Origin of the sequence: Variovorax sp. 54 (assembly GCF_002754375.1) — a bacterium.
Lineage (GTDB): Bacteria > Pseudomonadota > Gammaproteobacteria > Burkholderiales > Burkholderiaceae_C > Variovorax.
Genome location: NZ_PEFF01000001.1, coordinates 450,453 through 474,942, shown reverse-complemented (window position 1 = coordinate 474,942; position 24,490 = coordinate 450,453). Strand labels below are relative to the sequence as shown.

Sequence of the window (24,490 nt, the reverse complement as noted above, 5' to 3'; positions counted from 1 at the left end):
CCGACGCCATGCTCATGCAACTTCGCGCACTCTTCGATCTCTGCCGGCGCGCCTTCGCTTCCTGGTCCAACGACTACGCACCGAGCATGGGCGCCGCGCTGGCCTACTACACGGTGTTCTCGATTGCGCCGCTGCTGCTGATCGTGATCGCGGTGGCCGGCCTCGTCTTCGGGCAGGAGGCCGCGCGCGGTGAAATCTTCGCGCAGCTCTCGGGCCTCATGGGCGAGCAGGGCGCGGCGGCCGTGCAGGGCATGCTGAAGGCGGTCAACAAGCCGGCCGAGGGCATCGTGGCCACGGTGGTCGGCATCGCGCTGCTGATCGTGGGTGCGACCACCGTCTTCGGCGAGCTGCAGGACGCACTCGACCGCATCTGGCGCGCCCCCGCACGCACCCGCAACAAGGGTGTCTTCAACATGCTGCGCGTGCGCCTGCTGTCGTTCAGCATGATCATGGGCATCGGCTTCCTGCTGATGGTGTCGCTGGTGGCGAGTGCAGCACTGGCGGCGCTGGGCAAGTGGTGGTCGCCGGTGTTCGGTGCCTGGGCCACGCTGGCGCAGGTGGTGAACTTCGTCTTCAGCTTCGCGATGGTCACGGTGATCTTCGCAATGATCTACAAGATCATGCCGCGCGCCAAGGTGCAGTGGCGCGACGTGTGGGTGGGCGCGGCGGTGACGGCGCTGCTGTTCACCGTGGGCAAGCACCTCATCGGCCTGTACATCGGCAAGAGCAGCGTGGCCTCGGGCTACGGCGCGGCCGGCTCGCTGGTGGTGGTGCTGGTGTGGGTGTACTACTCGGCGCAGATCTTCCTGCTGGGCGCCGAGTTCACCTGGGTCTATGCGCGCACCTACGGCTCGATGAAAGACACCCTGGCCGAGCCGGCAGGCCACGCGTCGCCGACGCGCGACGTGCCGCTGCCCGCGCACGTCGATGCGGCTTAGCCTGCGAAACCGCCGTCGTCGAGAAACTTCTGCTCTTCCTGCGTGGACGTGCGCCCTAGCATCCGGTTGCGGTGCGGAAAGCGTCCGAAGCGCGCCACGATGTCGCGGTGCAGCACCGCAAAGCGCTGCGTGTTGGCGTCCTGCGTGGCGTTGAGTTCGACCGAACGTTCCTGCTCGGCCAGCACTTCCGAGTGCATGAAGGGCAGGTAGAAGAAGCGCTGCATCAGAGCGTCGGCCTGCTGGTCGAAGCCGGCCTCGACGGCGCGGCGCGCCACGGCCAGCGCGAGGCCGTCGGTGGCGAGCATGTGCGGGTTCTGGCGCCAGGCGTTGCGCGGGAACTGGTCGAGCAGCACGAGCAGCGCCAAGGCACCTTCGCCGGTGCCGGCCCAGTGGTCGAGCCGGCCACTGGCCGCGGCCTGGTGGGCGGCGGCCAGCCGGTCGATGCATGCGGCATCGAAGGCATCGCTCTTCGCGAACCAGCGCTCGGGTCCGGCATCGCGCCAGAAGGCGACCACGTCGTGTGCAGAGGGGAGTGTGTCGTCGGAAATCATCGTTGCATTCTCTTGCAGAGGCGTTCGAAGAAGGCGTGCTGGCCGACAAGGCCGCAGGCGGTGTCTGCCTATGCTGAATGTTTTACATCCTCAGGAGACAACGACCATGAACAACAGCACTCGCACACTCTGGCGCACCACCCTCGTCGCCGGCCTGGCTGCCGTCGCGCTGGCCGGCTGCGGAATGATGTCGAAATCGAACGTCGCGAATTTCAGCGGCGCGATGAACGCGGCCAGCGAAGTGCCGCCCAACATGACGCGCGGCAGCGGCATGGCCGAGGCCTGGCTCAACCGCGACACCAACGTGCTCAAGTACAAGATCGTCTACGACGGCCTGAGCGGCCCGGCCACGGCGGCCCACTTCCACGGCCCTGCCGCGGCGGGTGCGAATGCCGGCGTGGTGCTGCCCTTCGCGAGTGCGGCCAGCCCGATCGAGGGCCAGGCCACGCTCACGCCGGCGCAGGCGGCCGATCTCGTGGCCGGCAAGTGGTACGCCAACATCCACACGGCCGCCAACCCGGGCGGCGAGATCCGCGGGCAGATGCTGCCGAAGATGTGAGATTCGTCCGGAGCTGAAGCGGCGAAAAGGCCCCAGGTCAGGTAGCTGTCGCAAGGCTGGTGTCCAATGACCGCATGACGACGACACCCAAGAAAAAGCCTCGCGCCGCCGCTGCTGCTGCCTCTTCTTCTCACGCTGCACCCCCCCATCCGTTCATCGCCCGCCGCGACGACATGCGCGTCGCCCGCAAGGCGCTGGTGCTGCAGGGCGGCGGTGCGCTCGGGGCCTACCAGGCGGGCGTGTACGCCGCGCTCAGCGAGACCGAGCTGCAGCCGCACTGGATCGCGGGCGTGTCGATCGGCGCCATCAACGCCGCACTCATTGCTGGCAACGCGCCCGCACAGCGGGTCGACCGGCTGCGCGAGTTCTGGCATCTGGTGTCTTCGGGGCCGGCGCAGCGCCTGCCGTCATGGCTCGGCGACCGCGCCACACAGAACCAGTGGAGCGCCACCATGGCCTCGCTGGTTGGCATTCCGGGCTTCTTCGAGCCGCGCTATTCACCGGCCTTGCTGATGGGCGGTGCTGCGCCGCTCCTGAGCTACTACGACACCTCGCCGCTCAAGGCCACGCTGGAGCGGCTCATCGACTTCGACCGCATCAACGCCTGCGAGGCGCGCTTCAGCGTGGGCGCCGTGAATGTGCGCACGGGCAACTCGGTGTACTTCGACAACACGCGCCAGCGCATCGGCCCCGAGCACATCATGGCCAGCGGCGCGCTGCCGCCGGGCTTTGCGCCGGTGCACATCGACGGCGACGACTACTGGGACGGCGGCATCGTGTCGAACACGCCGCTGCAGTACGTGCTCGACACGCATCCGCGTTCCGAGGCGCTGGTGGTGCTGCAGGTCGACCTGTTCAACGCGCGCGGCGAGATGCCGCACACGCTGTCAGGCGTGATGGAGCGCCAGAAGGACATCACCTACTCGAGCCGCACGCGCATGAACACCGATGCGCTCGCGGCCAACATGAACCTGCAGCAGGCCATTGCCGACCTGATCGCCAAGCTGCCGGCCGGCCTGCGCAACGACCCGAGCGTGGTCGAGGTGCAGGCGCAGCTCACGCACGAGCCGATCGACATCTTTCACCTGATCTACCGCGACAAGTCGTACGAGCTCGAGTCGAAGGACTACGAGTTCTCGCGCGCCGCGGTCGAAGAGCACTGGGAGTCGGGCGTGCGCGACATGGGCAAGACGCTCTCGCACCCCGAGACGCTGCGCGCCGACGCCACGGTGAACGGCGTGACCACCTTCGACCTCGGCGAGCCGGGCACCGGGCGCATCAAGCGGCCGGGGCTGTCTCGCTGAACGTCGCAACTAGCGCCGCTTGTCGCGAGCGGTGGCCATTCAGCTTGGGCTAAGAAACCAGCGCCAGACTGGGTCGTCACTTCAACAGGAGGAAATGTTTTCATGAACATTGAAGATGTGCGACGAACGGCTTTCGCCATGCCGTTGACCAGCCCGGCGTTTCCGCCCGGGCCTTACCGCTTCACGCGTCGCGAATTTCTTATCGTCACCTACCGCACCGACATGGACGCGCTGCGTGCCGTGGTGCCCGAGCCGCTCGAAGTGGTCGAGCCGCTGGTCAAGTACGAATTCATCCGCATGCCCGACTCCACCGGCTTCGGCGACTACACCGAGTCGGGGCAGGTCATTCCGGTGCAACTGCGCACGGCCCAGGGCGTGGAGAAGGGCGCGTACGTGCACGCGATGTACCTCAACGACCATCCGCCGATTGCCGGTGGCCGCGAGTTGTGGGGCTTTCCGAAGAAGCTCGCCTCGCCGGTGCTCGACTACGAGACAGACGTGGTCGTCGGCACGCTCGACTACGGCAAGGTGCGCGTGGCCAAGGCCACGATGGGCTTCAAGCACCGCGCGCTCGACCCCGCGCCGATCCTTGCGGGCATCGCGCAGCCCAACTTCCTGCTCAAGATCATTCCGCACGTCGATGGCACGGCCCGCATCTGCGAGCTGGTGCGCTATCACATGGTCGACGTGACGCTGCACGGCGCATGGACCGCGCCGGCTTCGCTCGAGCTGCATCCGCATGCGCTGGCGCCGGTGGCCGATCTGCCGGTGCTGAAGGTCGAATCGGCGGTGCACTACATCGCAGACATGACGCTCGCGCTCGGTACGGTCGAGCACGACTACCTCGCCTGACGTCCCCGCACGTTTTTTGCTGTCTTCTTTTCATTCCAACCCTCAAGGAACATTCACCATGCAACTCAAGGACAAGGTCGCCTACATCACTGGCTCGGCCAGCGGCATCGGCAAGGAAATCGCCATCCTCTTCGCGCAGGAAGGCGCGAAGATCATCATTGCCGACCTCAACAAGGAAGCGGCCGACGCCACCGCCGCCGAACTGAAGGCCACGGGCGCGCAGGCCATCGGCGTGGCGGTCGACGTGACGAACGAAGACCAGGTCAACGCTTCGGTGGAAGAGGGCGCCAAGGCCTTCGGCGGCATCGACATCCTCATCAGCAACGCCGGCATCCAGATCGTGCATCCGGTCGAAGAGTTCAGCTTCGCCGACTGGAAGAAGATGCTCGCGATTCACCTCGACGGTGCGTTCCTCACCACCAAGGCTTGCCTCAAGCACATGTACGCGCAAGGCCGCGGCGGCAGCGTGATCTACATGGGCTCGGTGCACTCCAAAGAGGCGTCGCTGCTGAAGGCGCCTTACGTCACGGCCAAGCACGGCCTCATCGGGCTGGCCAAGACGGTTGCGAAAGAAGGCGCCAAGCACGGCGTGCGCGCCAACGTGATCTGCCCGGGCTTCGTGCGCACGCCGCTGGTCGAGAAGCAGATTCCCGAGCAGGCGAAGACGCTGGGCATCAGCGAGCAGGAGGTGATCAAGAACGTGATGCTCAAGGAAACGGTGGATGGCGAGTTCACGACCACGGAAGACGTGGCGCGCGTGGCGCTGCTGTTCGCGGGGTTCCCGACGAATGCGCTGACGGGCCAGTCGCTCGTGGTGAGCCACGGCTGGTTCATGCAGTGACGATGATTTGAGTTTCTCCCTCCCCTTCCGGGGGAGGGCCGGGGTGGGGGCACGACGGCCTTCATCCGATCAAGGCGCTCGTTGGGCGCTGCCCCATCCCAACCTTCCCCCGGGAGGGGAAGGAGCAAGACCGGCGGCAAGTGCTACAGCTTCAGCTCCCAGGTCTCACCGACCTGCGGCTGGCCATAGCCTTCATGCGGCTCCGAATGCGTGAGCTGGAAGCCGCGCTTGGCATAGATGCTGCGCGCGGCCGTGAGGCAGGTGTTGGTCCACAGCGTCATCTTCTTGTAGCCCTTGCGGCGCGCGAAGGCGATGCACTCGTCCACGAGGCGCCCGCCCAGGCCCAGCCCGCGCGCGGCCGGCGTCAGGATCAGCATGCGCAGCTGCGCCACGGTGGCCGACTTGCGCACCACGAAGATCGCGCCGACGCGTTCGCCGTTCAACTCGGCGATCCAGCAGCGCTCCCATTCGGGCTGGAACTTGAGCAAGAACTCCCCCGCGATGCCCGCCACGAGCGCCTCGAAGCGGTGGTCCCAGCCGTATTCGCGCGCATACAGCTCGCCGTGCTGCTGCACCACCCAGCCGATGTCGCCGGGCGCCGGGTCGCGCAGCACGGCGGCCTGAGTGCGGGCCGGAGGCGTGGCCGGGTCGAGCAGCGACTGCACCGTGCCCATGGCCTGCACCAGCTGGTCTTGCTGCGCCGGCGGCAGCGCAGCGAGCAGGGCGGCGGCTTCGTCGCGCGATTTCTGTTGCAACGGCGCAAACGCGGCGTGGCCGGCTTCGGTGAGGCGCAGCACGCTCTGGCGCGCGTCGCGGGCGTGCGGCTCGCGCGTGAGCCAGCCCTGGGTTTCGAAGCGGCGCAGGATGCGGCTGAGGTAGCCGGCATCAAAACCCAGGTCGCGCCCGATCTCGCTGGCGACCGGGGTTTCGCGGTGCGCCAGCTCGTAGAGCACGCGCACATCGGTCAGCGACAGGTCGCTGTCCAGGTAGGGGTCGAGGGCGCCAATGCGGCGCGTGTAGAAGCGGTTGAACTGGCGGATCGCCTTGACGGCGGACGGGTCGACGGGGCTGGCAGAAGCGTTCATGGTTGCCATTGTCATTTAATTGATTGACTTTGGCAATCAAATGCCGACCTTGCCGATCCCGGGGCACTGCCTGTCAGAGGCGACAGGGATGATGGAAAACCCTAAAATCAAGGGTTGCCCTTCACGGCGCCACCGAAGCGCTGTTAACTCCCACCGATGAACGCCCCCGTCGACGTCTCCTTTTTCGCGCGTGCCGCCAAGCCGCTGACCAGCTACCGCAAGTACTGGGCGGCCCGTTTTGGCACGGCCAAGTTCCTGCCGACCTCGCGCAAGGAGATGGACGCGCTCGGCTGGGACAGCTGCGACATCATCGTGGTCACGGGCGATGCCTACGTCGACCACCCCAGCTTCGGCATGTCGGTCATCGGCCGCATGCTCGAGGCGCAGGGCTTCCGCGTCGGCATCATCGCGCAGCCCGACTGGCAGAGCGCCGAGCCCTTCAAGGCGCTGGGCAAACCGAACCTGTTCTTCGGCGTCACCGCCGGCAACATGGATTCGATGATCAACCGCTATACAGCGGACCGGAAGATCCGCAGCGACGACGCCTACACGCCCGGCGACATCGGCGGCTCGCGCCCCGACCGCGCGGCCATCGTGTATTCGCAGCGCTGCAAGGAAGCCTGGAACGACGTGCCGATCATCCTCGGCGGCATTGAGGGTTCGCTGCGTCGCATCGCGCACTACGACTACTGGTCGGACAAGGTGCGCCGCTCCATCGTCGTCGACGCCAAGTGCGACCTGCTGCTGTACGGCAACGCCGAGCGCGCCATCGTCGAGATCGCGCACCGCCTGGCCGCCAAGGAGCCGGTGCAGCAGATCACCGACGTGCGCGGCACCGCTTATGTGCGGCGCGAAACGCCCGAAGGCTGGTTCGAGATCAACTCCACCAGCGTCGATGAGCCCGGCCGCGTCGAGGCGCATGTCAACCCGTACCTGATGGTGTCCGACCAGGCCAAGGCCAACGGCGCCACCTGCGCGAAGGAAGACGAGGCGAAAGACGTCGCCAAGGCGGCGGAAGCGGCCGGCTCGCCGGCGGTCAATCCGGCGATCAAGCCGCTGACCTTCATGCCCAACCCCGCGCTGGTTTCGCGCACCAAGATCAAGGTGCCGCCGCGCGACCACTCGGTCATCCGCCTGCCTTCCTACGAGCAGGTGCGCAGCGACCCGGTGCTCTACGCCCACGCCAACCGCGTGCTGCACCTCGAGACCAACCCCGGCAACGCCCGCGCACTCGTGCAGGCGCACGGTGAGGGCGCCACGGCGCGCGACGTGTGGATCAACCCGCCGCCCATTCCGCTCACCACGGCCGAGATGGACCTCGTGTTCGACCTGCCGTATGCGCGCAGCCCGCACCCGCGCTACGCCGACGAAAACGGCAGCCACGACGGCGCGACCAAGATTCCCGCGTGGGAAATGATCCGCTTCAGCGTGAACATCATGCGCGGCTGCTTCGGCGGCTGCACCTTCTGCTCGATCACCGAGCACGAAGGCCGCATCATCCAGAGCCGCTCCGAAGAATCGATCATCAAGGAGGTCGAGGCCATCCGTGATTCGGTCAGCGGCTTCACCGGCACCATCTCCGACCTCGGTGGCCCCACGGCCAACATGTACCGCCTGGGCTGCAAGAGCCCCGCGATCGAGGCGGCGTGCCGCAAGCCCAGCTGCGTGTACCCGGGCATCTGCCCGAACCTGGGCACCAACCACGACCCGCTCATCAAGATCTACCGCCGCGCGCGTGCGCTCAAGGGCATCAAGAAGATCCTCATCGGTTCCGGCCTGCGTTACGACCTGGCCGTGCAGTCGCCCGAGTACGTGAAGGAGCTGGTGCAGCACCACGTCGGCGGCTACCTGAAGATCGCGCCCGAGCACACCGAGCAGGGCCCGCTCACGAAGATGATGAAGCCCGGCATCGGCAGCTACGACAAGTTCAAGCAGATGTTCGAGAAGTACTCGGCCGAGGCGGGCAAGAAGCAGTACCTCATTCCGTACTTCATCGCCGCGCATCCGGGCACGAGCGACGAGGACATGATGAACCTCGCGATCTGGCTCAAGAAGAACGGCTTCCGCGCCGACCAGGTGCAGACCTTCTATCCGTCGCCGATGGCCACCGCGACGACGATGTACCACACCAACAAGAACCCGCTGCGCAAGATCACGCGCGAGAGCGAGACGGTGGACATCGTGCGCGGCGACAAGCGCCGCCGCCTGCACAAGGCCTTCCTGCGCTACCACGATGCCAACAACTGGCCGCTGCTGCGTGAAGCCCTGAAGAGCATGGGCCGCGCCGACCTCATCGGCAACGGCAAGCACCACCTGATCCCGACGTGGCAGCCGCTGACCGATGGCGGCTACACGAGTGCGCGGCGCAAGAACTCGACCTCGGCGCCGGTGGCTGCCAAGGCCGCTGCGCCGGTCAGGCTGACGCCGGTGAAGCCCTCGAAGGGCCGCATCCTCACGCAGCACACCGGCCTGCCGCCGCGCGACAACGGCAGCGGTGGCAAGCCGCTCAACAAGCCTTCACGCAAGGTGCGTTGATGCGTTGAAGACGGCGCGGTCAGGCCAAGGCCGCGTGCTTCGACAGCCAGAACACCCACGCCCCCAGCGCCGCGCAATGCAGCGCGACCGTGGCGTAGAACCGCCACAGGAAACTCACCTTGCTCGACTTGTGCCGCAGCAGCCGCTGCGCACACCACGCGCCCGGCCAGCCGCCTGCGAGTGCGAGCAGGTGCAGCGTGCTTTCCTGCGTGCGCCAGCGCCCGGCCTGCGCCGCGCTCTTGTCGAAGGCGTAGACCCCGAGGGTGAGCAGGCTCAGCCCCGCGACGACTGCCAGTGCGAACAGCGGCAGTCGACCGAGCCACACGGCAGCGCCCAGGCCGGTGGCATAGATCACGATCAACCAAGCGTCCCACGGCGTGCCGGCCGCACTGCGACCCGAGGGACGGCGCGGCTGTGCGCGTGACGCTGCGCGGGGTACGGTACCCGCCGAGGCCGAGGCCGCGGCCTCCACGGCCACCGCCCGCGGTCCCTTGCCGCCGACATGAATTTCATCGAAGCGCACCGCCATGCCGACCTGCGGCTTCAACTGGCGGTCGCGAAAGTCGCGCAGGTGCACGAACACGTCGGCCGACACCTCGGGGCTGCGGATGAAACCGAAGCCGCGCTCGGCCTCCCAACGAACGAGTCGACCTTGGCGCTTCATGAAGTGAGGTGAAAGAGGGCAGGGCACATGCGGGCGATTCTCTCTTGTGGGCCTGCGGTCGCGCTTCTATCATCGGCCGCTCATGCACCTGCATCACTCTCCCCCTCCGTCGACCCGCCGCTGACGTTCGCGCGCGCCTCGCGCCGCGCCTGTCAGGCCCGCAAGTGGTCGCTGCCGTCCGCCTTCTTCGTTGAATGAAGAACGCCGGGCGGTGGCCGGATGGTCATGCCCGCCCCTGGCAATGCGTCGACACGACGCCGAAGCGGTGGGCCTCACGGAGAGTTTCAACATGAATGCAAGAACAACGGCCGCCCTGGCCTGGGGCGGCGTGCTGCTGGCCGGCGTGCTCTGGGGCGGCGGCGCCCTGGTGGCGCAATTCCTGATCGATGGCGGCATCGCGCCGCACAGCCTGTCGCTCGCGCGCTTCGCGCTGGGCATGCCGCTGCTGTGGTGGCTGCACTGGCAGGCGACGCGGCGCTCGCCGGCCGCCGATGCCGGATGGCGCCATCTGTCGCGGCGCGAGCAAGGCCACGTCGTCGGCACTGGCGCCGCGATGGCGCTGAACGTGAGCTGCTGGTTCGCGGGCATCGCGCACCTGGGCGCCGCATTGCCGACGGTGATCTCGATCTGCTGCGCGCCGCTGATCGTGGCCTGCGTGTCGGTGCTGCGCGGCTACGAGCCCTTCGGCGCGCGCCTGCTCGGTGGCCTCGTGCTCGCGCTGGCGGGCGTGCTGCTGCTGGTGATGCCGGCCGGCGGCTGGGGCGCCTTGCCGACGGGCTACGGCGCAGGGCTGGCGTGGTCCTTCGGCTCGGCCGTCTGCTACGCGCTGGTGGTGCTCGGTAACGCGCGCATGCCGGCGCGGGTGCCGGCCGTCACCGCGTCCGCCTGGGGCATGAGCGCCGCGGCGCTGTGCATGCTCGGCGTCGCTGCTGCGAACGGCATCACCTGGCCCGAAGGCGTGGCGCAATGGACGGGCGCCGCCTACACCGGCGTGGCAACCACGTCGGTGGCCTACCTGGCCTTTGCCTGGGGCGCGCGCCGGCTGTCGCCGACGGCGGCGGTGGTCGGCACGCTGATCGAGCCGCTGGTGGCCGCCTGGCTCGCGGCGCTGTGGCTGGCCCAACCGATGGCGCCGCGCCAATGGCTGGGGGCGGCGCTGCTGGCGGGCGCGATGCTGCTGCTGGTGCGGCGGAACCGGGGTATCGTGTAGCCCCATGACGAGCAGTTCGACCCCCGTGCCGGTTTCGTGGACGCGCATCCTGGCGATGGCCGCCTGCTGCGGCGTGTCGCTGCTGGCGCAGGCAGCGGCACCCGAGGCCTCCGCGCCCACGGGCCCCCAGGCCCTGCGCGCCGAGCACCAGAAGCTCGGCGACAAGCTCGACCAGAGCCGCTTCGGGCGCCCCGTGCAGCTCAACTCCACCGAGACCCCTGACGGCCTCGAGGGCGACATCTACGCCGTGGTCGAGCACCCGCTGTCGAAGGTCAGCGCGGCGCTCAAGGGCTCGGACCACTGGTGCGAACTGCTCACGCTGCACATCAACAACCGGCGCTGCCGCGTCAGCACCTCGCCGCAGGGCAAGGAGACGCTCACGCTGTTCGTGGTGCGTCGCTACGACAAGCCGGTCGACCAGGCCTTCGAGCTGCCGTTTGCCTACCGCGTGGCGAGCGCCACGCCCGAGCACCTGCAGGTCGAGATGTCGGCCGACAGCGGCCCGTTCGGCACCAGCAACTACCGCGTGCGGCTCGAGGCGGTGGCGCTCGACGAGCGCAAGACTTTCGTGCACTTCAGCTACGGCTACGACCACAACACGATGGTGCGGCTCGCCACGCAGGCCTACCTCGCCACCTTCGGCAGCAACAAGGTTGGCTTCACCGTGGTGGGCAAGGGCGCCGACGGCCAGCCCGAGTACATCCGCGGCCTGCGCGGGCTGGTGGAGCGCAATGCGATGCGCTACTTCCTCACGCTCGACGCCTACCTGGCCACCGGCAGCAACGAGCCGGCCGAGCGCCGTCAGCGCTACTGGTTCGCGGCGGCCGAGCGCTACCCGCGCCAGTTGCACGAGGTCGACCTCGATACCTACCTCGCGGTGAAGCGCGAAGACCGCCAGCGCGACGGCAACGGGCGCTGAGAAAAAGGCGCCGACCACCGCAACCTTTCGGTTGCAATTTCACGGGCTTGTCATCTGCCTCGGCATTAATCGCCGGGGCTTGCGCCTTTGCGCGGGCGCATCACAAGGACAACAAGCAATGCGCAAGACAACAAGAGGATCGAGGATGGGATGGCTGGCGCTCGTGGGCGCTGGCGCGGTGCTGACCGCCTGCGGCGGCGGCAACGGCGGCGGGGGCGGCTGGTCGTTCCCGGTGGGCGGTGGGGGTGGTGGCACGACCAACCCACCGGCTGCACAGTCGAAGACCGGCACCTTCCTCGACGCCGCCGTGGAAGGCCTTGACTACGTGGCCGGCAGCGCCGCCAAGGCCGCCACCAACGCCAAGGGCGAGTTCAGCTGCAAGGACGGCGAGACCGTCACCTTCAGCGCCGGCGCGCTGGCGCTGGGCAGCGCCGCATGCGGCGACGCGATCACCCCGCTGACCCTGGCCGGTGGCAGCGACGTGAAGGCCGATGCCGTCGTCAACCGCCTGCTCGCGCTGCAAAGCTTCGACGACGACCGCGACCCCGCCAACGGCATCCGCCTGACGCCCGCGCTCAAGGCCGCGCTGACGGCCGGTGCGCTCGACTTCAACGCCGCGCCCGATGCCTTCCACACCGCGCTCAACGCGGTGCTGGCCGCGTTGCCCGCTCCCTACAATGCCCGGATGGTCGACTCGAACCGCCGCATGCTGGCCCGCGAACACTTCGAGGACACGCTGGCCTCGCGCCTGGCCGCACCGGTCACCGAAGCGTCCACGCAAACCAACCAGCTCGGCGCGATCGGCATCGCCGTCACGCGCTACCAGTTGCAGGCCGACACCCGCTTCCACGTGCCCTACGAGGGCGACAACGCGGACATCAAGGCCGACTTTCCCCAAGGCTTCCTGCCGGCCTACGGCTCGGGCCTGGCGTTCAAGGGCAAGGCCGACGACGGCGCGCTCGAGTTCTACGCCATCACCGACCGCGGCCCGAACGGCGACGGCCCGACCGCCCCCGTGCCCGGCGGCGGCGATGGTGTCACCAGCACCAGCAAGGTGTTCCCGACACCGTCGTTCGCGCCGAGCTTCGGCATCGTGCGCGTGGGCAAGACCGGCGCAGTGCTCAGCACCAGCGTGCCGCTCAAGCGCGACGCCAACACCAAGATCACCGGCCTGCCGCCGCGCTCGGGCGTGGGCTCGACCGGCGAGACCCCGCTGACCGACCGCTACGTGTTCGACGAGGCCAAGGCCGGCTACGACGCCCACGGCCTCGACCCCGAGACCCTGGTGCTCGACAAGGCGCGCAACGTGCTGTGGACCAGCGACGAGTACGGCCCCTTCATCGCGCGCCTGAACATCGCCAGCGGCGTGATCGAGAAGAAGTACGCGCCCGGCCCCGGCGCCACCGACCTGCCGGCGGTGCTGGCCCAGCGCCGCCCCAACCGCGGCATGGAAGGCCTGACGCTCGACGCGGCCAGCGGCGTGCTGCACGGCTTCCTGCAGAGCCCGATCGACCCGCGCGACGCCAACGGCAAGTCGATCAAGGCCAAGCCGCCGGGCGGCAGCAACACCGACGTGCGCCATATCGCCAAGTTCACGCGCTGGCTCGCGTTCGATCCGGCCACCGAGACCTCGAAGCTCTACGCCTACCCGATCGACGGCAGCCAGTACGACAAGGACCGCACCGGCAACGCCAAGCTCGGCGATGTGGTGAGCCTGGGCAACGGCCGCTTCATCGTGATCGAACAGGGCGCGCGCAAGAGCGACGGCAAGGTGTTCAACAAGCTGATGCTGGTGGAGCTGCCGGCCCACGCGACCGACATCAAGGCCCTCGACCACAACCTGGAGATCAGCAGCATCACGCAGGCCGCGTCGAACGGCGCCGACTACTCGACCGTGGTGACGATGCGCAAGACCGAGCTGCTCGACCTCAACGTGCTGGGCTGGCTGGCCGAGAAGGCCGAGGGCCTGACGGTCGTCGACGACCAGACCCTGGCGCTGGTGAACGACAACGACTTCGGCCTGGGCACCGTGTTGCTCGGCGCCGATGGCAAGGTCGTGGCCGGCAGCGTCGAAGACTGCACGGTCGATGCCACCGGAAAGCTCATCAGCGGTTGCCCCGCGGGCACCATCAGCGCACGCATCACGCGCGGCTCCGACCTGGAACGGCCGACGCGCATCTGGCTCATCAAGCTCGACCGCAAGCTCAGCGAGCTGCGCCTCCCGGCGCTCTGAGCGCCGTCAGTCGGCCAGCGTGAGCAGCGGCACGTCGCGCTCACGGCCCATGGCTTCCAGCGCGGCGCGCGTGCGCGTCGCGAGCCAGGCGGCCAGTGCCGCGTGCGTGGCCGGCGCCATCATGTCCGGCGGCGCCACACCTGCGACTTCGCACAGGCGCACCGCGAAATGCGGCTCCAGCGCCGCCACCGCCACGCGGCCGTCGGCGCAGGGATAGACCCGGTAGCCCGCGTGCGCGCCGCCCACCGCACCCTCGGGCTTCGTCAGGCCCCAGGTGCGGGGCAGGGCGAGCCAGTCGGCCGAGGCGTTCAACGCCACTTCGAGGTACACGCCGCCACGTTGGCGGGTCTGCTGCAGCATGGCCTTGAGCACCGCCTCGCTCGCGAGCAGCGCGCCGCCCATGTCGGCGTACAGCGTGGGCGGCAATTCGGTGCCGGTGACGAGGCCGCTTTCGGCGAGGTAGGTCAGGTCGTGGCCCGGCTCCTCGGCGCGCTCGCCCGGCGCACCGACGATGGCGACCTGCGACAAGGCCGGGTGCCGCGCCTGCAGCGTGGCCCAGTCGAGCTTCAGCTTCTGCAGTGCCGAGGGGCGGAACGAGGTCAGCAGCACGTCGGTGCTGGCCAGTTCGGCGTGCAGCTGCTGCTGGCCGGCCTCGGTCTTCAGGTCGACCGTGCGGACCTCGACGCCCTCGTGCAGCGCGGTGTAGGCGGGCCGGTTGTACAGCCCCATCGGATCGCCGCCGGGCGGTTCCAGCTTGAGGCAGGTCGCGCCCATCGCGCGGCAGCGCAGCAGGGCGGCGGGGCCGGGCAGGTTGAGCGCGAGGCTCAGCACGCGCACGCCGTCGAGCGGCAGGAATTCTGGGGGGGCGAGACTCGGCATAGGGCGTATATCCAAAGAACAAGTTGCTATTGAATGCGTAGCTGAAGCCGCAGGCGTGGCGGTCGTTTCAGGCCTTAGGGGGCCTGAAATCGGCCTTCGATGGCCTGTCGGCGCGGCGTTATCGTGGCGGCCATTCTCACTCGACGCCAGGGAGCGCCATGCACGCCGCACACCGTGTCTTTCTTGCCGCCGCGCTGTTCGGCGCGCTCGTTCCCCTCGCGCCCGTGGCGCAGGCCGCGGACACGCAAGTGCCTCGGCAGGACCTGAAAGGGCTGAGCGATCCGGCGGGGCTCAAGCGCTTCGCGGGCTCGGTGCTCGTGTACCGCGACGATGTCGGCTACGACGAAGTCAAGCTGCCGGCAGGCAAGGCCGTCTACAAGGACGAAAAGGTGACCGCCGCGCGCTCCCTCGACCGCGCGGGCCAGCGCACCGCCTTGCAATACATCACGCCCCCCGACCGCAGCGCGCTGGAGGTGCTGCGCAACTACCAGCAGGAGCAGAAGGGCGCGGGCTTCGAGACGGTGTTCGAGTGCGCGGGCGAAGCCTGCGGCGACAGCCGCGACATCGACAAGACCAGCCTCTCGGCATTGGTGTTGCCCGACACCTGGTGGACCAAGGCCGGCGACAACTCGCCCGCGGCCTGCGGCGCGGGTCACTTCGTCACCGACTTCCGCTATGCCGTGCTCGACAACAAGGCGAGCGGCGCGGCCATCGCGCTCATGGTCTGGAAGCCCGGCGACGTGTCGGTGTACTGCGAGGAGAAGGAGTTCAAGAAGCGCATCAGCGTGCTGGTGGTCAAGGTCGAGCCCAAGGCGCGCGAGCAGAAGATGGAAACGCTCTCGGCCTCCGAACTCGGCAAGAGCCTCGACGCCAACGGCAAGGTGGCTGTCTACGGCATCCTGTTCGACACCGGCAAGGCCGACATCAAGCCCGAGAGCAAGGCCTCGCTCGACCAGATCGGCGCGCTGCTGAAGCAGCAGGCCGCGCTCAAGCTGCATGTGGTGGGCCACACCGACAACGCGGGTGCGCTGGCGGCCAACCTCGACCTGAGCAAGCGCCGCGCCGATGCCGTGTCGGCCGCGCTCGCAAGAGACCGCGGCATTGCGCGAGAGCGCCTCACCGCCAACGGCGTGGCGAGCCTGGCGCCGGTGGCATCGAATGCGAGCGAGGCCGGCAAGGCGAAGAACCGGCGCGTGGAGCTGGTGCTGCAGTAGCCGCGCCAGCGGCAGGGGCGCAGCCAGATTCCGCAAGCCACGGCGGCCGGGGGCGACATAGCATGCGCCCGATGGCAGCACGCGAGTCCCTGCCGCTGCCGCAACGCCAAGGAGACCCCTCATGTTCGAAGCATCCCTGATGCGCGGCCAGCGCATCCTCGTCACCGGCGGCGGTACCGGCCTGGGCCGTGCCATGGCCGAGCGATTTCTGAGCCTGGGCGCCGACGTCGCCATCTGCGGCCGGCGCCAGGCGGTCTGCGAAGAAACCGCCGCCGCCTGGCGCCAGCAGTTTCCCGAGCGGCGCATCGATGCCTTCGGCGTCGACATCCGCATCGCGCAGCAGGTCGACGACATGGTCGAGAGCCTGTTCCAGAGCGGCGGGCTCACGGGGCTCGTGAACAACGCGGCGGGCAACTTCGTCTCGCCGACCGAGAGCCTGTCGCCGCGCGCCTTCGACGCCGTCGCCAACATCGTGTTCCATGGCAGCTTCTACGTGACGCAGGCCGTGGGCAAGCGCTGGGTGGCGCAGGCCAAGTCGGGCCAATGGAAGCCGGGCGACGCCTATCGCAGCGTGATGAGCATCATCGTCACCTGGGTCGACAACGGCAGCCCCTACGTCGTGCCTTCGGCGATGAGCAAGGCCGGCATCGAGGTCATGACCAAGTCGCTCGCGGTGGAGTGGGCGCGCCACGGCATCCGCCTGAACGCGGTGGGCCCCGGCGAGATTCCGACCGAAGGCATGAGCAAGCGCCTGAACCCCGGCGAGGAGCCCGGCGCGCGCAGCATCAAGACCAACCCGATGGCGCGCGTGGGCCGCATGAGCGAGCTGCAGAACCTCGCGTCCTTTCTGATGGCGCCGGGCCAGTGCGACTGGCTCACGGGCCAGAGCATCATGATGGACGGCGGCAATGCGCTGGCCACCGGCGGCAACTTCTATGAGCTGCGCCAGTGGAGCGACGCCGACTGGCTGGCAGCGCGCGAACGCATCGAGGCGCAGAACCAGAAGGACAAGGCGCAGCGCTGAGGCGGGTTATCGTGGCGTTCTTTTCCCAGGAGAACCCATGCAACTCGTCGGCATGCTCGACTCGCCTTTTGTTCGCCGCGCCGCCATCTCGCTGCGGCTGCTCGGCCTGAACTTCGAGCACCGCTCGGTCTCGGTCTTCAGCACCTTCGAGCAGTTCCGCGCGATCAACCCGGTGGTCAAGGCCCCGACGTTGGTGTGCGATGACGGCACGGTGCTGATGGACTCGACGCTCATCATCGACCACGCGCAAGCGGTCGCGGGCCGCAGCTTGTTTCCTGCCGATCCGGCGGGGCGGTTGCGCGACCTGCGCCTCACGGGGCTCGCGCTCGCAGCCTGCGAGAAGACGGTGCAGATCGTCTACGAGCGCAACCTGCGGCCTGCCGAGAAGCTGCACCAGCCGTGGGTCGATCGCGTGCAGAGCCAGCTGAACACGGCGTATGCGGAGTTGGAGCGCGAACTGGCCGCCGCGCCGCTGGCGGCGCCCGCAGAAAGCACGATCACGCAGGGCGGTCTCTCGGCGGCGGTGGCCTGGACCTTCACGCAGTTCATCTTGCCCGACGTGGTGCGTCCGTCGGACTTTCCGCTGCTCGCGGCGTACACGGCGCAGGCCGAGCAGTTGCCGGTGTTCGTCGACGCGCCGCTGGTCTGAGCGACCGCGCTCAGGCTGCGATGTCCGCCCCGCGCTCGGCCAGCAGGCCGCGCAGCAGCGAGCGGTGGCAGCGCGATTCGTCCTCGCAGTAGCAGCCGACCGCCAGCGCGGCCGTGTGCGAGAGTGCCGCGAGCAGGTCGAGGCTGCGGCTCGCGTTGGCTTCGGCCATCTCGGTCTTGTACTTGCGCACGAAGGCGTTCCATTCGGCGGGCGTCTGCGCGGCCTGCGCCTGCTTCATGGTCTCGACCGACGGCGCGAGGTTGGGGTACCAAACGTCGTACCAGTTCTGCGAGGCGAACTCGGTCTTCGGCACGCCGCGCGGCGGACGGCGCACGGTGCCGATGCGCAGGCCCTCGCCGGGTGCGCGCGGGGTGCCGAGACGGACGATGCGGATGCTCATGACAGGGGTCTCCTGGGGCTGTTGTTGTGATGTGTGTGACTGTCAGGTGCCGACGATGCCGCCGTCACGCCGGCGGATCGCCAGCGTGGCCGAGCGCGGGCGCGCGCTGCCCGGTTGCGTGCCATCGGGCCAGGCGCTGTTGTGTTTCGCGTCGCCGTCGTCGCGCGATTCGCCCGGGTGCTGGATGTTGACGAACAGCGTGCGCCGGTCGGGCGTGACCACGCAGCCCGTGATCTCGCAGCCGTTGGGCCCCGTGAGAAAGCGCTGGATGCGGCCCGTGGCCGGGTCGGCGCACAGCATCTGGTTGTTGCCGAGCGCGGCATAGGGCGGCTTGCCCATGGACTGCCCGCTCATGTCGGTCTGGATCCACAGCAGCCCGCCGCTGTCGAAGTGCAGGCCGTCGGGGCAGCCGAACGCATCGGCGCTGTCGCTGGGGTAGCGCGTGCCGGCGCCGGGCTGCGCGGGGTCGCCCGCGAGCGCGTAGTGGTCCCACGCGAAGGCGGTGCTCGCCGCGTCGCCACCGTCTTCGCGCCAGCGCAGGATGCCGCCGAAGAAGTTGGGCGCGCGCGGGTTGGCGGCATCGGCACCGGGCTTGCCGAGGTCGCCGCGCTGCGAGTTGTTGGTGAGCGTGACGTACACCTCGCCGCTGTGCGGGTGCACGGCGATCCATTCGGGGCGGTCCATCTTCGTGCCGCCGACGATGTCACCTGCGAGCCGGGCGTGGATCAGCACTTCGGCTTGGTTTGCGAAGCCGTTGGCGGCATCGATGCCGTGGCGGCCGTGCACGAGTTCGAGCCAGCGCCCGCGGCCGTCGGCATCGAAGCGCGCGACATGCAGCGTGCCCTCGTCGAGCAGGTGCCGGTTGGCCACACGCGCGGCGGCATCGGTGCCCGGGCGCACGGTGTCGCGGCTCACGAACTTGTAGATGTATTCGAAGCGCGCGTCGTCGCCCATGTAGACCACCGCGCGGCCGTCCTTCGCCACGGTGCAGGTCGCGCTTTCCTGCCGCTTGCGGCCGAGCGCGGTGCGCTTGACGGGCGTTGATTCGGGGTCGAAGGGATCGATCTCGACCACCCAGCCGAAGCGGTGCGGCTCGTTCGGATGGCGGCTCAGGTCGAAGCGTTCGTCGAAGCGCCAGTACTCGACCCACTGCGCGCCCGGCACCGTGCCGTAGCGGCGTTGTGCGGGTGTCGCGTTCTTGGCTGCCTCTTTGGGGCCGCCGAAATAGCCGTGGAAGTTTTCCTCGCACGTCAGGTAGGTGCCCCAGGGTGTGACGCCCATCGCACAGTTGGCGAAGGTGCCGAAGACGTTGAGGCCTGCCGGGTCGGCGGCGGTGCGCATCAGCGGCGTGCCCGCGGCGGGGCCGGCGATGCGCATCGGCGTGCGGCCGTGCACGCGGCGCGCGTAGGGCGAGGGCAGCACCTGGCGCCAGCCTTCGGGTGTGCGGCGGACCTCGATCACCGACACGCCCATCGCATGCAGCGACTTGCGGACCTTGTCGGCGCTCCAGACTTTCACGCCGTCGGTGTGCAGCAGTTGCTCGTCGGTGTACTCGTGGTTCATCACGAGCAGGCCGCGCTCGCTGCGCGCATCGAGCGCGAAGAAGTGCATGCCGTCGTGGTGCATGCCCGCCTGCAGGGCCTGATCGTCGGCGCTGTTGCCGGCGTCGGGCGCGAAGGCCGGCATGCGGCCCGCCAGGCCCGTGGGCGCGCCCCAGGGGTAGAGCATTTGCCACTCGTATTCCGGCGGCACCACCACCGCGTCGCGTTCCGAAATGGGCACGCTGGTGAAGAAGCCCGACGGGCTCGTCGCGCCTGTGGAGGGCGGCAGCTGCGACCGGGCGCAGCCCTGGCCGAACAGCGCGACGACGGCGGCGGTCGCGCCCGATTGAATGAGAAAGTGACGGCGGTCCAGAGACATGGCGAGGGGGCGGAGGTGTTGGGTCGGCGACAGTGCGCATCATCGCCCAGCGGCTCACCCGCGCGATACTGGACCGATACCCCCTAGCGACATCGAGACCGACAGGAGACATGCAATGAGCGACCGTATCGAATGGACCCGCCACGCCGACGGCGTGGTGGAACTGCAGCTGGCGCGCGCCGACAAGATGAACGCGCTCGACCCCGCGATGTTCGACGCGCTGGTCGAAGCCGGCGAGACCTTGCGCGACGACAGGAGCGTGCGCGCCGTGGTCATCGCGGGCCGCGGCAAGGCCTTCTGCGCGGGGCTCGACATGGCTTCGTTCGAGCGCATGGGGCAGGGCGCCGCCAGCGACGTCCTGGGCGCAGCGGCCGGCGGCACCGACCTCGTCGCACGCACGCATGGCCTTTCGAATGCCGCGCAGCAGGTGGCGATGGTGTGGCGCGAAGTGCCGGTGCCGGTCATTGCGGCCGTGCACGGCGTGGCCTTCGGCGGCGGGCTTCAGGTGGCGCTGGGCGCCGACATCCGGCTCGTGGCGGCCGACACCAAGCTGTCGGTGATGGAGATCAAGTGGGGCCTCGTGCCCGACATGGCGGGCATGGTGCTGATGCGCGAACTGGCGCGCACCGACGTCGTGCGCGAACTCACGTTCACCGGCCGCATCTTCTCGGGCGAGGAGGCCGTGCGCCTGGGCCTGGCCACGCGCGTGGCGGCCGACCCGCTGGCCGAAGCGCTGCAGATGGCGCATGAGATTGCGGCCAAGAGCCCCGACGCGATCCGCGCCGGCAAGCGGCTGCTGAACGCCTCGCTCGCGCACAGCGCCGCCGAGCTGCTGATCGCCGAGTCGGTGGAGCAGCAGGCGCTGATCGGCAGCCCGAACCAGCTCGAAGCCGTGAAGGCCAACATCGAGCGGCGCGCGCCGCAGTTCAGCGCGCCGGCCTGAGCGGTCTCTCGCTCGTTGTCTTCGAGTCCCTTGCGTTGCAAAAACAACGCGAGGCGCACCTGTTTGCGTGCCCGATTCGGCGTGCCGAGAGGGGGCGTCGCCACATTTCGTATGCCAAAAATCGTACACAAAGTGCGCCATCCGTGTCTTTGTGTAAGAATTAAGTAGTTGTTTTCCCGAGCAATTCGACGGAATTGACCGCAATTAGTGTGCGGAAGATCACGACTTGTCGTATGCCCTCGGTCGGGGAAATGGCTATCGGAGTCACACTCGAAAACAATTAATCAACTTTTGCTTTGGCTAGCGACGGCGTTCCGCATGTCGACGAATACGTTTTTTTGCAATCTCAGCGTGCCCATCCTCGTGGGCGAGGACCGCTACAAGTACGTCCCGATCGTGGGGGTGTTTCGCAGCATCCCCATCGAACAGGTCGACGAGTGGGTGATGCACCCCGATGGTCGGCCGCGCAGCGATCGCGAACTCGCCGCCGAAGTGCTGGTGGAAATCCGCAAGCCGCTCGGAACCAGCGGCCACACGGCGCCGAATGCCTTCGACGTCGCCGACATCCTGCAGCTCGACCGCGCGGCGGCGATCGTGGTGTCGACCTTTCTCGCGGCGCTGCCGCGGGTCTGAACTCCCGTTTCTTGTCTCAGCTGGCGATGGCGCCGACCGCCCAATAGAAGGTCGGCCGCGCGCCATTGAGCAGGTGGTCGCCCACCACGCGCCCCTTGTAGATCGTCGGGTTGTGCGACGCCAGCGTGCGCGCATTGCGCCAGTGCCGGTCGAGCCGCCGGTCTTCCTGCAAGGCTGAAGCGCCACCGATATCGAACAGCCGCGTGCCCGCCTGCAGCACTGCATCGACGATGCCGGCCTGCGCCTTGGCGGTGTTCAGCTCCACCTCGAACAGCAACTGCTCGGGCACGGCCTCACCGCGCTGCAGGTGGCGATCGACCTCGCCGAGGCCACGCGCCACCGCCTGCACGGTCGATGCCGCCACGAAGGCCGTGCTCGCGAGCTGGCCGATCACCTGCTGCACCAAAGGGTCTTCACGCGGGGTGGCGCCGCTGCCGAGGCTGTAGACGCGCTTGCGCGGCTGCACGAAGGCCACCGCATCGCGCACGATGGCGCGGGCGATGCCGGCCAGCGTCGCGAGGTGCGTGAGCTGGAAGTGCGCGGTGAGCGGCGTGGGCTGGTCGCGCACGTACAGCAGCACATGCTCGGGCTTCACGCGCACCTGCCGAAAGCGCGTGGTGCCCGAAGCGCTCAGGCGTTGGCCGAAGCCGCGCCAGTCGTCCACACGTTCCACGCCTGCAGCCTCCGCAGGCACGAGGGCGATCACGCGGTCGCTGCTGCCGTCGTCGTTCAGGCGCTGCGCCGCGACCGAGATCCAGTCGGCGTAGAGCGTGCCGGTGCTGTAGAACTTGTCGCCGTCGAGGCGCCACACATCGGTGCTCTCGTTCTTGTCGCGCGTCAGCGTGGTCTGCAGCGCGCCGAGCGCGCCTTCGCCGAGCTCGGTGGTGGCATTGCCGAAGATCACGCCGTCGGCCGCGAGGCGCATCCACGGGCCGTGCAGCGCGGGATCGATCTCGGCGAACAGGCGCTCGATGAAGCCGAAGTGCGCGCGAAGAATCTGCGGCAGGTTGGAGTCGGCTTCGCCGAGTTCGATGAGCAGGTCGTACAGCTGCTCGACCGATGCGCCCAGGCCGCCGTGTGCGAGCGGCACGCGCAGCGCACCGAAGTGGGCGGCCTTGAGCCAGGCCACGGGCGCGTAGGCCAGTTCGCGGTCGTGCTCGCGCTGCGCCGCGTGTTCGGCGATGCGGTCGAAGACAGGGCGGAAGCGCTCGGCGAGTTGCTGCGAAGAAGGTGCGAGCGTGGAAGGACGGGTGGGAGCCGAGGGCGCGGCAGGGCGCGTCGGCGTGTCGTGAAGGGATGCCATGGCGAGCCGGGCGGCCCGAGGGCGCGCCGGAAAAAGAGCGATACAGGCGTGGGACTGTGCCCGCGCCATGCCTTCACTGGGAAATACGCTTTTCGTGTTTTCTTATGCGCGACGGATGAACGCGCACAGGGCCGCAGCTCAGATCGCCTTGACCTCGAAGTACGCCTCGTCCGTATCGCCCAGGTCGCGAAAACCTGCCTTGCGCGCGGCGTCGTAGGCCTTGATCCAGCGCGCGGCCAGGGCGATCTCGGTCTTGGTGAGGTCGGTGTCGCTCGATTCGCTGGCGTTCTGGAAGGCGCGCATCACCGGCAGCACGTCGGCGCCCAGTTGCTTCTCGAGTTCGCGCCGGAAGCGTTGTTCTGCGACCCTGACCGCGTCGGCCGACGAATGGGGGTAGTCGATCAGCTTGGCGCAGAAGGCTTCGCGCAGCTCGTCTTCGGGTGCCTCGGGCAGGACCATAGGGGCGGGCTCGTGAAAGTGGAAGACGGTCGAGGGCGGCGGTGCCGGCCGGGGGAAGAAGAGTTCAGCTTGGGTCATGGCTCACCCACGCGTTGGACTGGGATGCGTTCTTCGGCATGTGGATTCCTTGAGAATACTGTTTAAATGTACAGTATTGAATCCAAAGTTCCAACGACAGGCGGCGTGCATCTGATGCTTGGAACCCTCTGCTTTAATGGCGCCTTGCCGGGGAGGGCCCAGGCGTGTGTCACAGAGGAAGGCGACGTGCAGATGGATTGGATGACTGTCCTTGGGACCGTCGGAGTGATCGTCTTTCAAGGGCTGTCGTTCTGGTTCCTCTACTGGCTCTGGAAGAAGCTTCGCACGCCCAAGGCGCCCCGTGCGGGTGCTGCACCCCTCGTGATCAAGGGCGGGGTGATCCCCGTCACGGCCGCGTTCACCGGCCTGCGCGGATTGCCGTGGGTGGCGTTGGCGACCAACAGCCTGAACCCTGTCTTGCGTATCGAAAACGATCAGCTGGTGTACCGCGTGCTTCGCCAGCGCCAGCGGCCTTTCGCGGAGATACGACAGGTCGATGTGCGCGAGGCCTATGGCACCTTCAACCTGATCTTCGAGTTCCACGACACGCGGCGCACCTTCGTGGCCAATGTGGGCACAGCGGCGCGTGGGGCGCAGGCGCTGTCGTTGTTGCCCGAGAGCGTGCCGCTCTCCGGTCGTGCGCGGGAGGCGTTGCTGCCGGCAGATGCCAGGGCCGGTGCGTGATCCTGGGGTGCATCGCTACTACCATCGGGCCATGCGCCTCACCTTCTTCGCCAGCCTTCTCCTGATCGCCAGCGGCATGGCCCATGCCCAGCAGGTCTACCGATGCGGCAACCAGTACAGCGGTGAGCCGTGCCGCAGCGGCGGTGGCCGCGTGGTCGACGTGTCGCCGCCGGTGCGCAACCTCGACGCGGCCGGTGCGTCCCAGGTGTTTCTCTGCGTCAGCACCAGCGGCGGGCGTTTCTGGTCGCCGGATCATTGCCGCGGGCAAGGCGCACTGGTCGAGCGCATCGAGCCGGTGCCGGCCGGGCTGACGTGGGAGCAGCAGGTGGACATTGCCGACCGGCAAACGAGGCAAGGCTATGCAGTGCAGCAACAGGCTGCGCAACAACGCGGTGCGAGCTCGCCGGGCGTGACGGGTGCGAGTGGCGACGCATCGCGCTGTGCGCACTTCAATGAGCGGGTGGCGTACTACGACCGCTTGGCGCGACAACCGCAGAGTGGCGCATCCCAATCCTGGATCGCCGAGCAGCGCAAGGAGGCGCGCGATCAGCAGTTCAGGGCGAGATGCTGAGGATCAGCCAACGGATTCGCGTGATGCCGTGAGGCCTGCGCT

At 68.3% G+C, this 24,490-nt stretch carries 24 protein-coding genes; 16 read left to right on the top strand and 8 right to left on the bottom strand.

Annotation, left to right across the window (positions count from 1 at the left end; all coding sequences use genetic code 11):
* Window positions 1-8: 8 nt before the first annotated feature.
* On the top strand, window positions 9-938 hold the full coding sequence (locus CLU95_RS02240) for a YihY/virulence factor BrkB family protein (protein WP_099790020.1): 930 nt from the start codon (window positions 9-11) through the stop codon (window positions 936-938).
* On the opposite strand, the gene CLU95_RS02235 is transcribed toward CLU95_RS02240, so the two are convergent.
* Complete coding sequence (locus tag CLU95_RS02235; RefSeq protein WP_099790018.1) at window positions 935-1,489, bottom strand: DUF924 family protein; 555 nt, start codon at window positions 1,487-1,489, stop codon at window positions 935-937. The two genes, CLU95_RS02240 and CLU95_RS02235, sit on opposite strands and share 4 nt — an antisense overlap.
* 106 nt (window positions 1,490-1,595) lie before the next feature.
* Between CLU95_RS02235 and CLU95_RS02230 the strand changes: the two genes are divergently transcribed.
* The 4 genes from CLU95_RS02230 to CLU95_RS02215 all read left to right on the top strand — a co-directional run bounded on the left by CLU95_RS02230 (window position 1,596) and on the right by CLU95_RS02215 (window position 5,045).
* Window positions 1,596-2,048, top strand: coding sequence for a CHRD domain-containing protein (locus CLU95_RS02230; RefSeq protein WP_099790016.1), 453 nt, complete (start codon window positions 1,596-1,598; stop codon window positions 2,046-2,048).
* Between the two features lie 74 nt (window positions 2,049-2,122).
* Window positions 2,123-3,352, top strand: a complete 1,230-nt coding sequence (locus CLU95_RS02225) for a patatin-like phospholipase family protein (protein ID WP_099790014.1) — start codon at window positions 2,123-2,125, stop codon at window positions 3,350-3,352.
* Window positions 3,353-3,454: 102 nt separating this feature from the next.
* On the top strand, window positions 3,455-4,204 hold the full coding sequence (locus CLU95_RS02220; RefSeq protein ID WP_099790012.1) for an acetoacetate decarboxylase: 750 nt from the start codon (window positions 3,455-3,457) through the stop codon (window positions 4,202-4,204).
* 58 nt (window positions 4,205-4,262) lie between these two features.
* Window positions 4,263-5,045 (top strand): 3-hydroxybutyrate dehydrogenase, encoded by a 783-nt coding sequence (locus CLU95_RS02215; protein ID WP_099790010.1) that lies wholly within the window; start codon window positions 4,263-4,265, stop codon window positions 5,043-5,045.
* Between the two features lie 143 nt (window positions 5,046-5,188).
* Here the strand turns inward: CLU95_RS02215 and CLU95_RS02210 are convergent, their stop codons facing one another.
* On the bottom strand, window positions 5,189-6,130 hold the full coding sequence (locus tag CLU95_RS02210) for a bifunctional helix-turn-helix transcriptional regulator/GNAT family N-acetyltransferase (RefSeq protein ID WP_373668057.1): 942 nt from the start codon (window positions 6,128-6,130) through the stop codon (window positions 5,189-5,191).
* 156 nt (window positions 6,131-6,286) lie between these two features.
* On the opposite strand from CLU95_RS02210, the gene CLU95_RS02205 reads away from it, so the two are divergent.
* Window positions 6,287-8,665: a YgiQ family radical SAM protein gene (locus CLU95_RS02205; RefSeq protein ID WP_099790006.1), complete on the top strand. Its 2,379-nt coding sequence runs from the start codon at window positions 6,287-6,289 to the stop codon at window positions 8,663-8,665.
* A gap of 19 nt (window positions 8,666-8,684) precedes the next feature.
* On the opposite strand, the gene CLU95_RS02200 is transcribed toward CLU95_RS02205, so the two are convergent.
* Window positions 8,685-9,329, bottom strand: coding sequence for a DUF1294 domain-containing protein (locus CLU95_RS02200; protein WP_099790004.1), 645 nt, complete (start codon window positions 9,327-9,329; stop codon window positions 8,685-8,687).
* A gap of 289 nt (window positions 9,330-9,618) precedes the next feature.
* Here CLU95_RS02200 and CLU95_RS02195 point away from each other — a divergent pair, with 289 nt between their 5' ends.
* From CLU95_RS02195 to CLU95_RS02185, 3 genes are all read left to right on the top strand, one after another.
* Entirely contained in the window at window positions 9,619-10,539 is a 921-nt protein-coding gene (locus CLU95_RS02195; RefSeq protein WP_099790002.1) for a DMT family transporter, read from the top strand.
* Window positions 10,540-10,543: 4 nt separating this feature from the next.
* Window positions 10,544-11,458, top strand: a complete 915-nt coding sequence (locus tag CLU95_RS02190; protein WP_099790000.1) for a hypothetical protein — start codon at window positions 10,544-10,546, stop codon at window positions 11,456-11,458.
* Window positions 11,459-11,603: 145 nt separating this feature from the next.
* Window positions 11,604-13,691: an esterase-like activity of phytase family protein gene (locus tag CLU95_RS02185; protein ID WP_099789998.1), complete on the top strand. Its 2,088-nt coding sequence runs from the start codon at window positions 11,604-11,606 to the stop codon at window positions 13,689-13,691.
* Between the two features lie 6 nt (window positions 13,692-13,697).
* On the opposite strand, the gene CLU95_RS02180 is transcribed toward CLU95_RS02185, so the two are convergent.
* Window positions 13,698-14,570 carry a CoA transferase gene (locus CLU95_RS02180; RefSeq protein WP_099789996.1) on the bottom strand — a complete coding sequence of 291 codons (873 nt, stop codon included), beginning with the start codon at window positions 14,568-14,570 and terminating at the stop codon, window positions 13,698-13,700.
* Between the two features lie 158 nt (window positions 14,571-14,728).
* Here CLU95_RS02180 and CLU95_RS02175 point away from each other — a divergent pair, with 158 nt between their 5' ends.
* The 3 genes from CLU95_RS02175 (at window position 14,729) to CLU95_RS02165 (ending at window position 17,457) form a co-directional block, all read left to right on the top strand.
* Window positions 14,729-15,784 (top strand): OmpA family protein, encoded by a 1,056-nt coding sequence (locus tag CLU95_RS02175; protein ID WP_099789994.1) that lies wholly within the window; start codon window positions 14,729-14,731, stop codon window positions 15,782-15,784.
* 121 nt (window positions 15,785-15,905) lie between these two features.
* Window positions 15,906-16,808, top strand: a complete 903-nt coding sequence (locus CLU95_RS02170; protein ID WP_099789992.1) for an SDR family oxidoreductase — start codon at window positions 15,906-15,908, stop codon at window positions 16,806-16,808.
* Between the two features lie 37 nt (window positions 16,809-16,845).
* A complete protein-coding gene (locus tag CLU95_RS02165) occupies window positions 16,846-17,457 on the top strand; it encodes a glutathione S-transferase (RefSeq protein WP_099789990.1) in 612 nt (203 codons plus the stop codon).
* Window positions 17,458-17,467: 10 nt separating this feature from the next.
* On the opposite strand, the gene CLU95_RS02160 is transcribed toward CLU95_RS02165, so the two are convergent.
* Together CLU95_RS02160 and CLU95_RS02155 are read right to left on the bottom strand one after the other, a co-directional pair.
* Window positions 17,468-17,857, bottom strand: a complete 390-nt coding sequence (locus CLU95_RS02160; RefSeq protein ID WP_099789988.1) for a DUF488 domain-containing protein — start codon at window positions 17,855-17,857, stop codon at window positions 17,468-17,470.
* A 42-nt stretch (window positions 17,858-17,899) separates the two neighbouring features.
* Window positions 17,900-19,777, bottom strand: a complete 1,878-nt coding sequence (locus tag CLU95_RS02155; RefSeq protein ID WP_099789986.1) for a PhoX family protein — start codon at window positions 19,775-19,777, stop codon at window positions 17,900-17,902.
* 115 nt (window positions 19,778-19,892) lie between these two features.
* Here CLU95_RS02155 and CLU95_RS02150 point away from each other — a divergent pair, with 115 nt between their 5' ends.
* Together CLU95_RS02150 and CLU95_RS02145 are read left to right on the top strand one after the other, a co-directional pair.
* Window positions 19,893-20,720, top strand: a complete 828-nt coding sequence (locus CLU95_RS02150; RefSeq protein ID WP_099789984.1) for a crotonase/enoyl-CoA hydratase family protein — start codon at window positions 19,893-19,895, stop codon at window positions 20,718-20,720.
* Between the two features lie 351 nt (window positions 20,721-21,071).
* The gene (locus tag CLU95_RS02145; protein ID WP_223301334.1) at window positions 21,072-21,353 is read left to right on the top strand and encodes a hypothetical protein; all 282 of its coding nucleotides are present in this window, start codon (window positions 21,072-21,074) and stop codon (window positions 21,351-21,353) included.
* Window positions 21,354-21,369: 16 nt separating this feature from the next.
* Here CLU95_RS02145 and CLU95_RS02140 read toward each other — a convergent pair whose 3' ends face one another.
* Both CLU95_RS02140 and CLU95_RS02135 read right to left on the bottom strand, forming a co-directional pair.
* Complete coding sequence (locus CLU95_RS02140) at window positions 21,370-22,656, bottom strand: acyl-CoA dehydrogenase family protein (RefSeq protein WP_099789982.1); 1,287 nt, start codon at window positions 22,654-22,656, stop codon at window positions 21,370-21,372.
* Between the two features lie 138 nt (window positions 22,657-22,794).
* Entirely contained in the window at window positions 22,795-23,193 is a 399-nt protein-coding gene (locus CLU95_RS02135) for a hypothetical protein (RefSeq protein WP_099789980.1), read from the bottom strand.
* Window positions 23,194-23,259: 66 nt separating this feature from the next.
* Here CLU95_RS02135 and CLU95_RS02130 point away from each other — a divergent pair, with 66 nt between their 5' ends.
* Both CLU95_RS02130 and CLU95_RS02125 read left to right on the top strand, forming a co-directional pair.
* Entirely contained in the window at window positions 23,260-23,877 is a 618-nt protein-coding gene (locus tag CLU95_RS02130; RefSeq protein WP_143605927.1) for a hypothetical protein, read from the top strand.
* A 31-nt stretch (window positions 23,878-23,908) separates the two neighbouring features.
* The gene (locus CLU95_RS02125) at window positions 23,909-24,448 is read left to right on the top strand and encodes a hypothetical protein (RefSeq protein WP_143605926.1); all 540 of its coding nucleotides are present in this window, start codon (window positions 23,909-23,911) and stop codon (window positions 24,446-24,448) included.
* The last annotated feature ends 42 nt before the right edge of the window (window positions 24,449-24,490 follow it).

Bases quoted from the DNA above. Each gene is read 5' to 3' on its own strand.
- CLU95_RS02240 (WP_099790020.1), top strand. From the start codon at position 9: ATGCTCATGCAACTTCGCGCACTCTTCGATCTCTGCCGGCGCGCCTTC.
- CLU95_RS02235 (WP_099790018.1), bottom strand. From the start codon at position 1,489: ATGATTTCCGACGACACACTCCCCTCTGCACACGACGTGGTCGCCTTC.
- CLU95_RS02230 (WP_099790016.1), top strand. From the start codon at position 1,596: ATGAACAACAGCACTCGCACACTCTGGCGCACCACCCTCGTCGCCGGC.
- CLU95_RS02225 (WP_099790014.1), top strand. From the start codon at position 2,123: ATGACGACGACACCCAAGAAAAAGCCTCGCGCCGCCGCTGCTGCTGCC.
- CLU95_RS02220 (WP_099790012.1), top strand. From the start codon at position 3,455: ATGAACATTGAAGATGTGCGACGAACGGCTTTCGCCATGCCGTTGACC.
- CLU95_RS02215 (WP_099790010.1), top strand. From the start codon at position 4,263: ATGCAACTCAAGGACAAGGTCGCCTACATCACTGGCTCGGCCAGCGGC.
- CLU95_RS02210 (WP_373668057.1), bottom strand. From the start codon at position 6,130: ATGAACGCTTCTGCCAGCCCCGTCGACCCGTCCGCCGTCAAGGCGATC.
- CLU95_RS02205 (WP_099790006.1), top strand. From the start codon at position 6,287: ATGAACGCCCCCGTCGACGTCTCCTTTTTCGCGCGTGCCGCCAAGCCG.
- CLU95_RS02200 (WP_099790004.1), bottom strand. From the start codon at position 9,329: ATGAAGCGCCAAGGTCGACTCGTTCGTTGGGAGGCCGAGCGCGGCTTC.
- CLU95_RS02195 (WP_099790002.1), top strand. From the start codon at position 9,619: ATGAATGCAAGAACAACGGCCGCCCTGGCCTGGGGCGGCGTGCTGCTG.
- CLU95_RS02190 (WP_099790000.1), top strand. From the start codon at position 10,544: ATGACGAGCAGTTCGACCCCCGTGCCGGTTTCGTGGACGCGCATCCTG.
- CLU95_RS02185 (WP_099789998.1), top strand. From the start codon at position 11,604: ATGGGATGGCTGGCGCTCGTGGGCGCTGGCGCGGTGCTGACCGCCTGC.
- CLU95_RS02180 (WP_099789996.1), bottom strand. From the start codon at position 14,570: ATGCCGAGTCTCGCCCCCCCAGAATTCCTGCCGCTCGACGGCGTGCGC.
- CLU95_RS02175 (WP_099789994.1), top strand. From the start codon at position 14,729: ATGCACGCCGCACACCGTGTCTTTCTTGCCGCCGCGCTGTTCGGCGCG.
- CLU95_RS02170 (WP_099789992.1), top strand. From the start codon at position 15,906: ATGTTCGAAGCATCCCTGATGCGCGGCCAGCGCATCCTCGTCACCGGC.
- CLU95_RS02165 (WP_099789990.1), top strand. From the start codon at position 16,846: ATGCAACTCGTCGGCATGCTCGACTCGCCTTTTGTTCGCCGCGCCGCC.
- CLU95_RS02160 (WP_099789988.1), bottom strand. From the start codon at position 17,857: ATGAGCATCCGCATCGTCCGTCTCGGCACCCCGCGCGCACCCGGCGAG.
- CLU95_RS02155 (WP_099789986.1), bottom strand. From the start codon at position 19,777: ATGTCTCTGGACCGCCGTCACTTTCTCATTCAATCGGGCGCGACCGCC.
- CLU95_RS02150 (WP_099789984.1), top strand. From the start codon at position 19,893: ATGAGCGACCGTATCGAATGGACCCGCCACGCCGACGGCGTGGTGGAA.
- CLU95_RS02140 (WP_099789982.1), bottom strand. From the start codon at position 22,656: ATGGCATCCCTTCACGACACGCCGACGCGCCCTGCCGCGCCCTCGGCT.
- CLU95_RS02135 (WP_099789980.1), bottom strand. From the start codon at position 23,193: ATGACCCAAGCTGAACTCTTCTTCCCCCGGCCGGCACCGCCGCCCTCG.
- CLU95_RS02130 (WP_143605927.1), top strand. From the start codon at position 23,260: ATGTACAGTATTGAATCCAAAGTTCCAACGACAGGCGGCGTGCATCTG.
- CLU95_RS02125 (WP_143605926.1), top strand. From the start codon at position 23,909: ATGCGCCTCACCTTCTTCGCCAGCCTTCTCCTGATCGCCAGCGGCATG.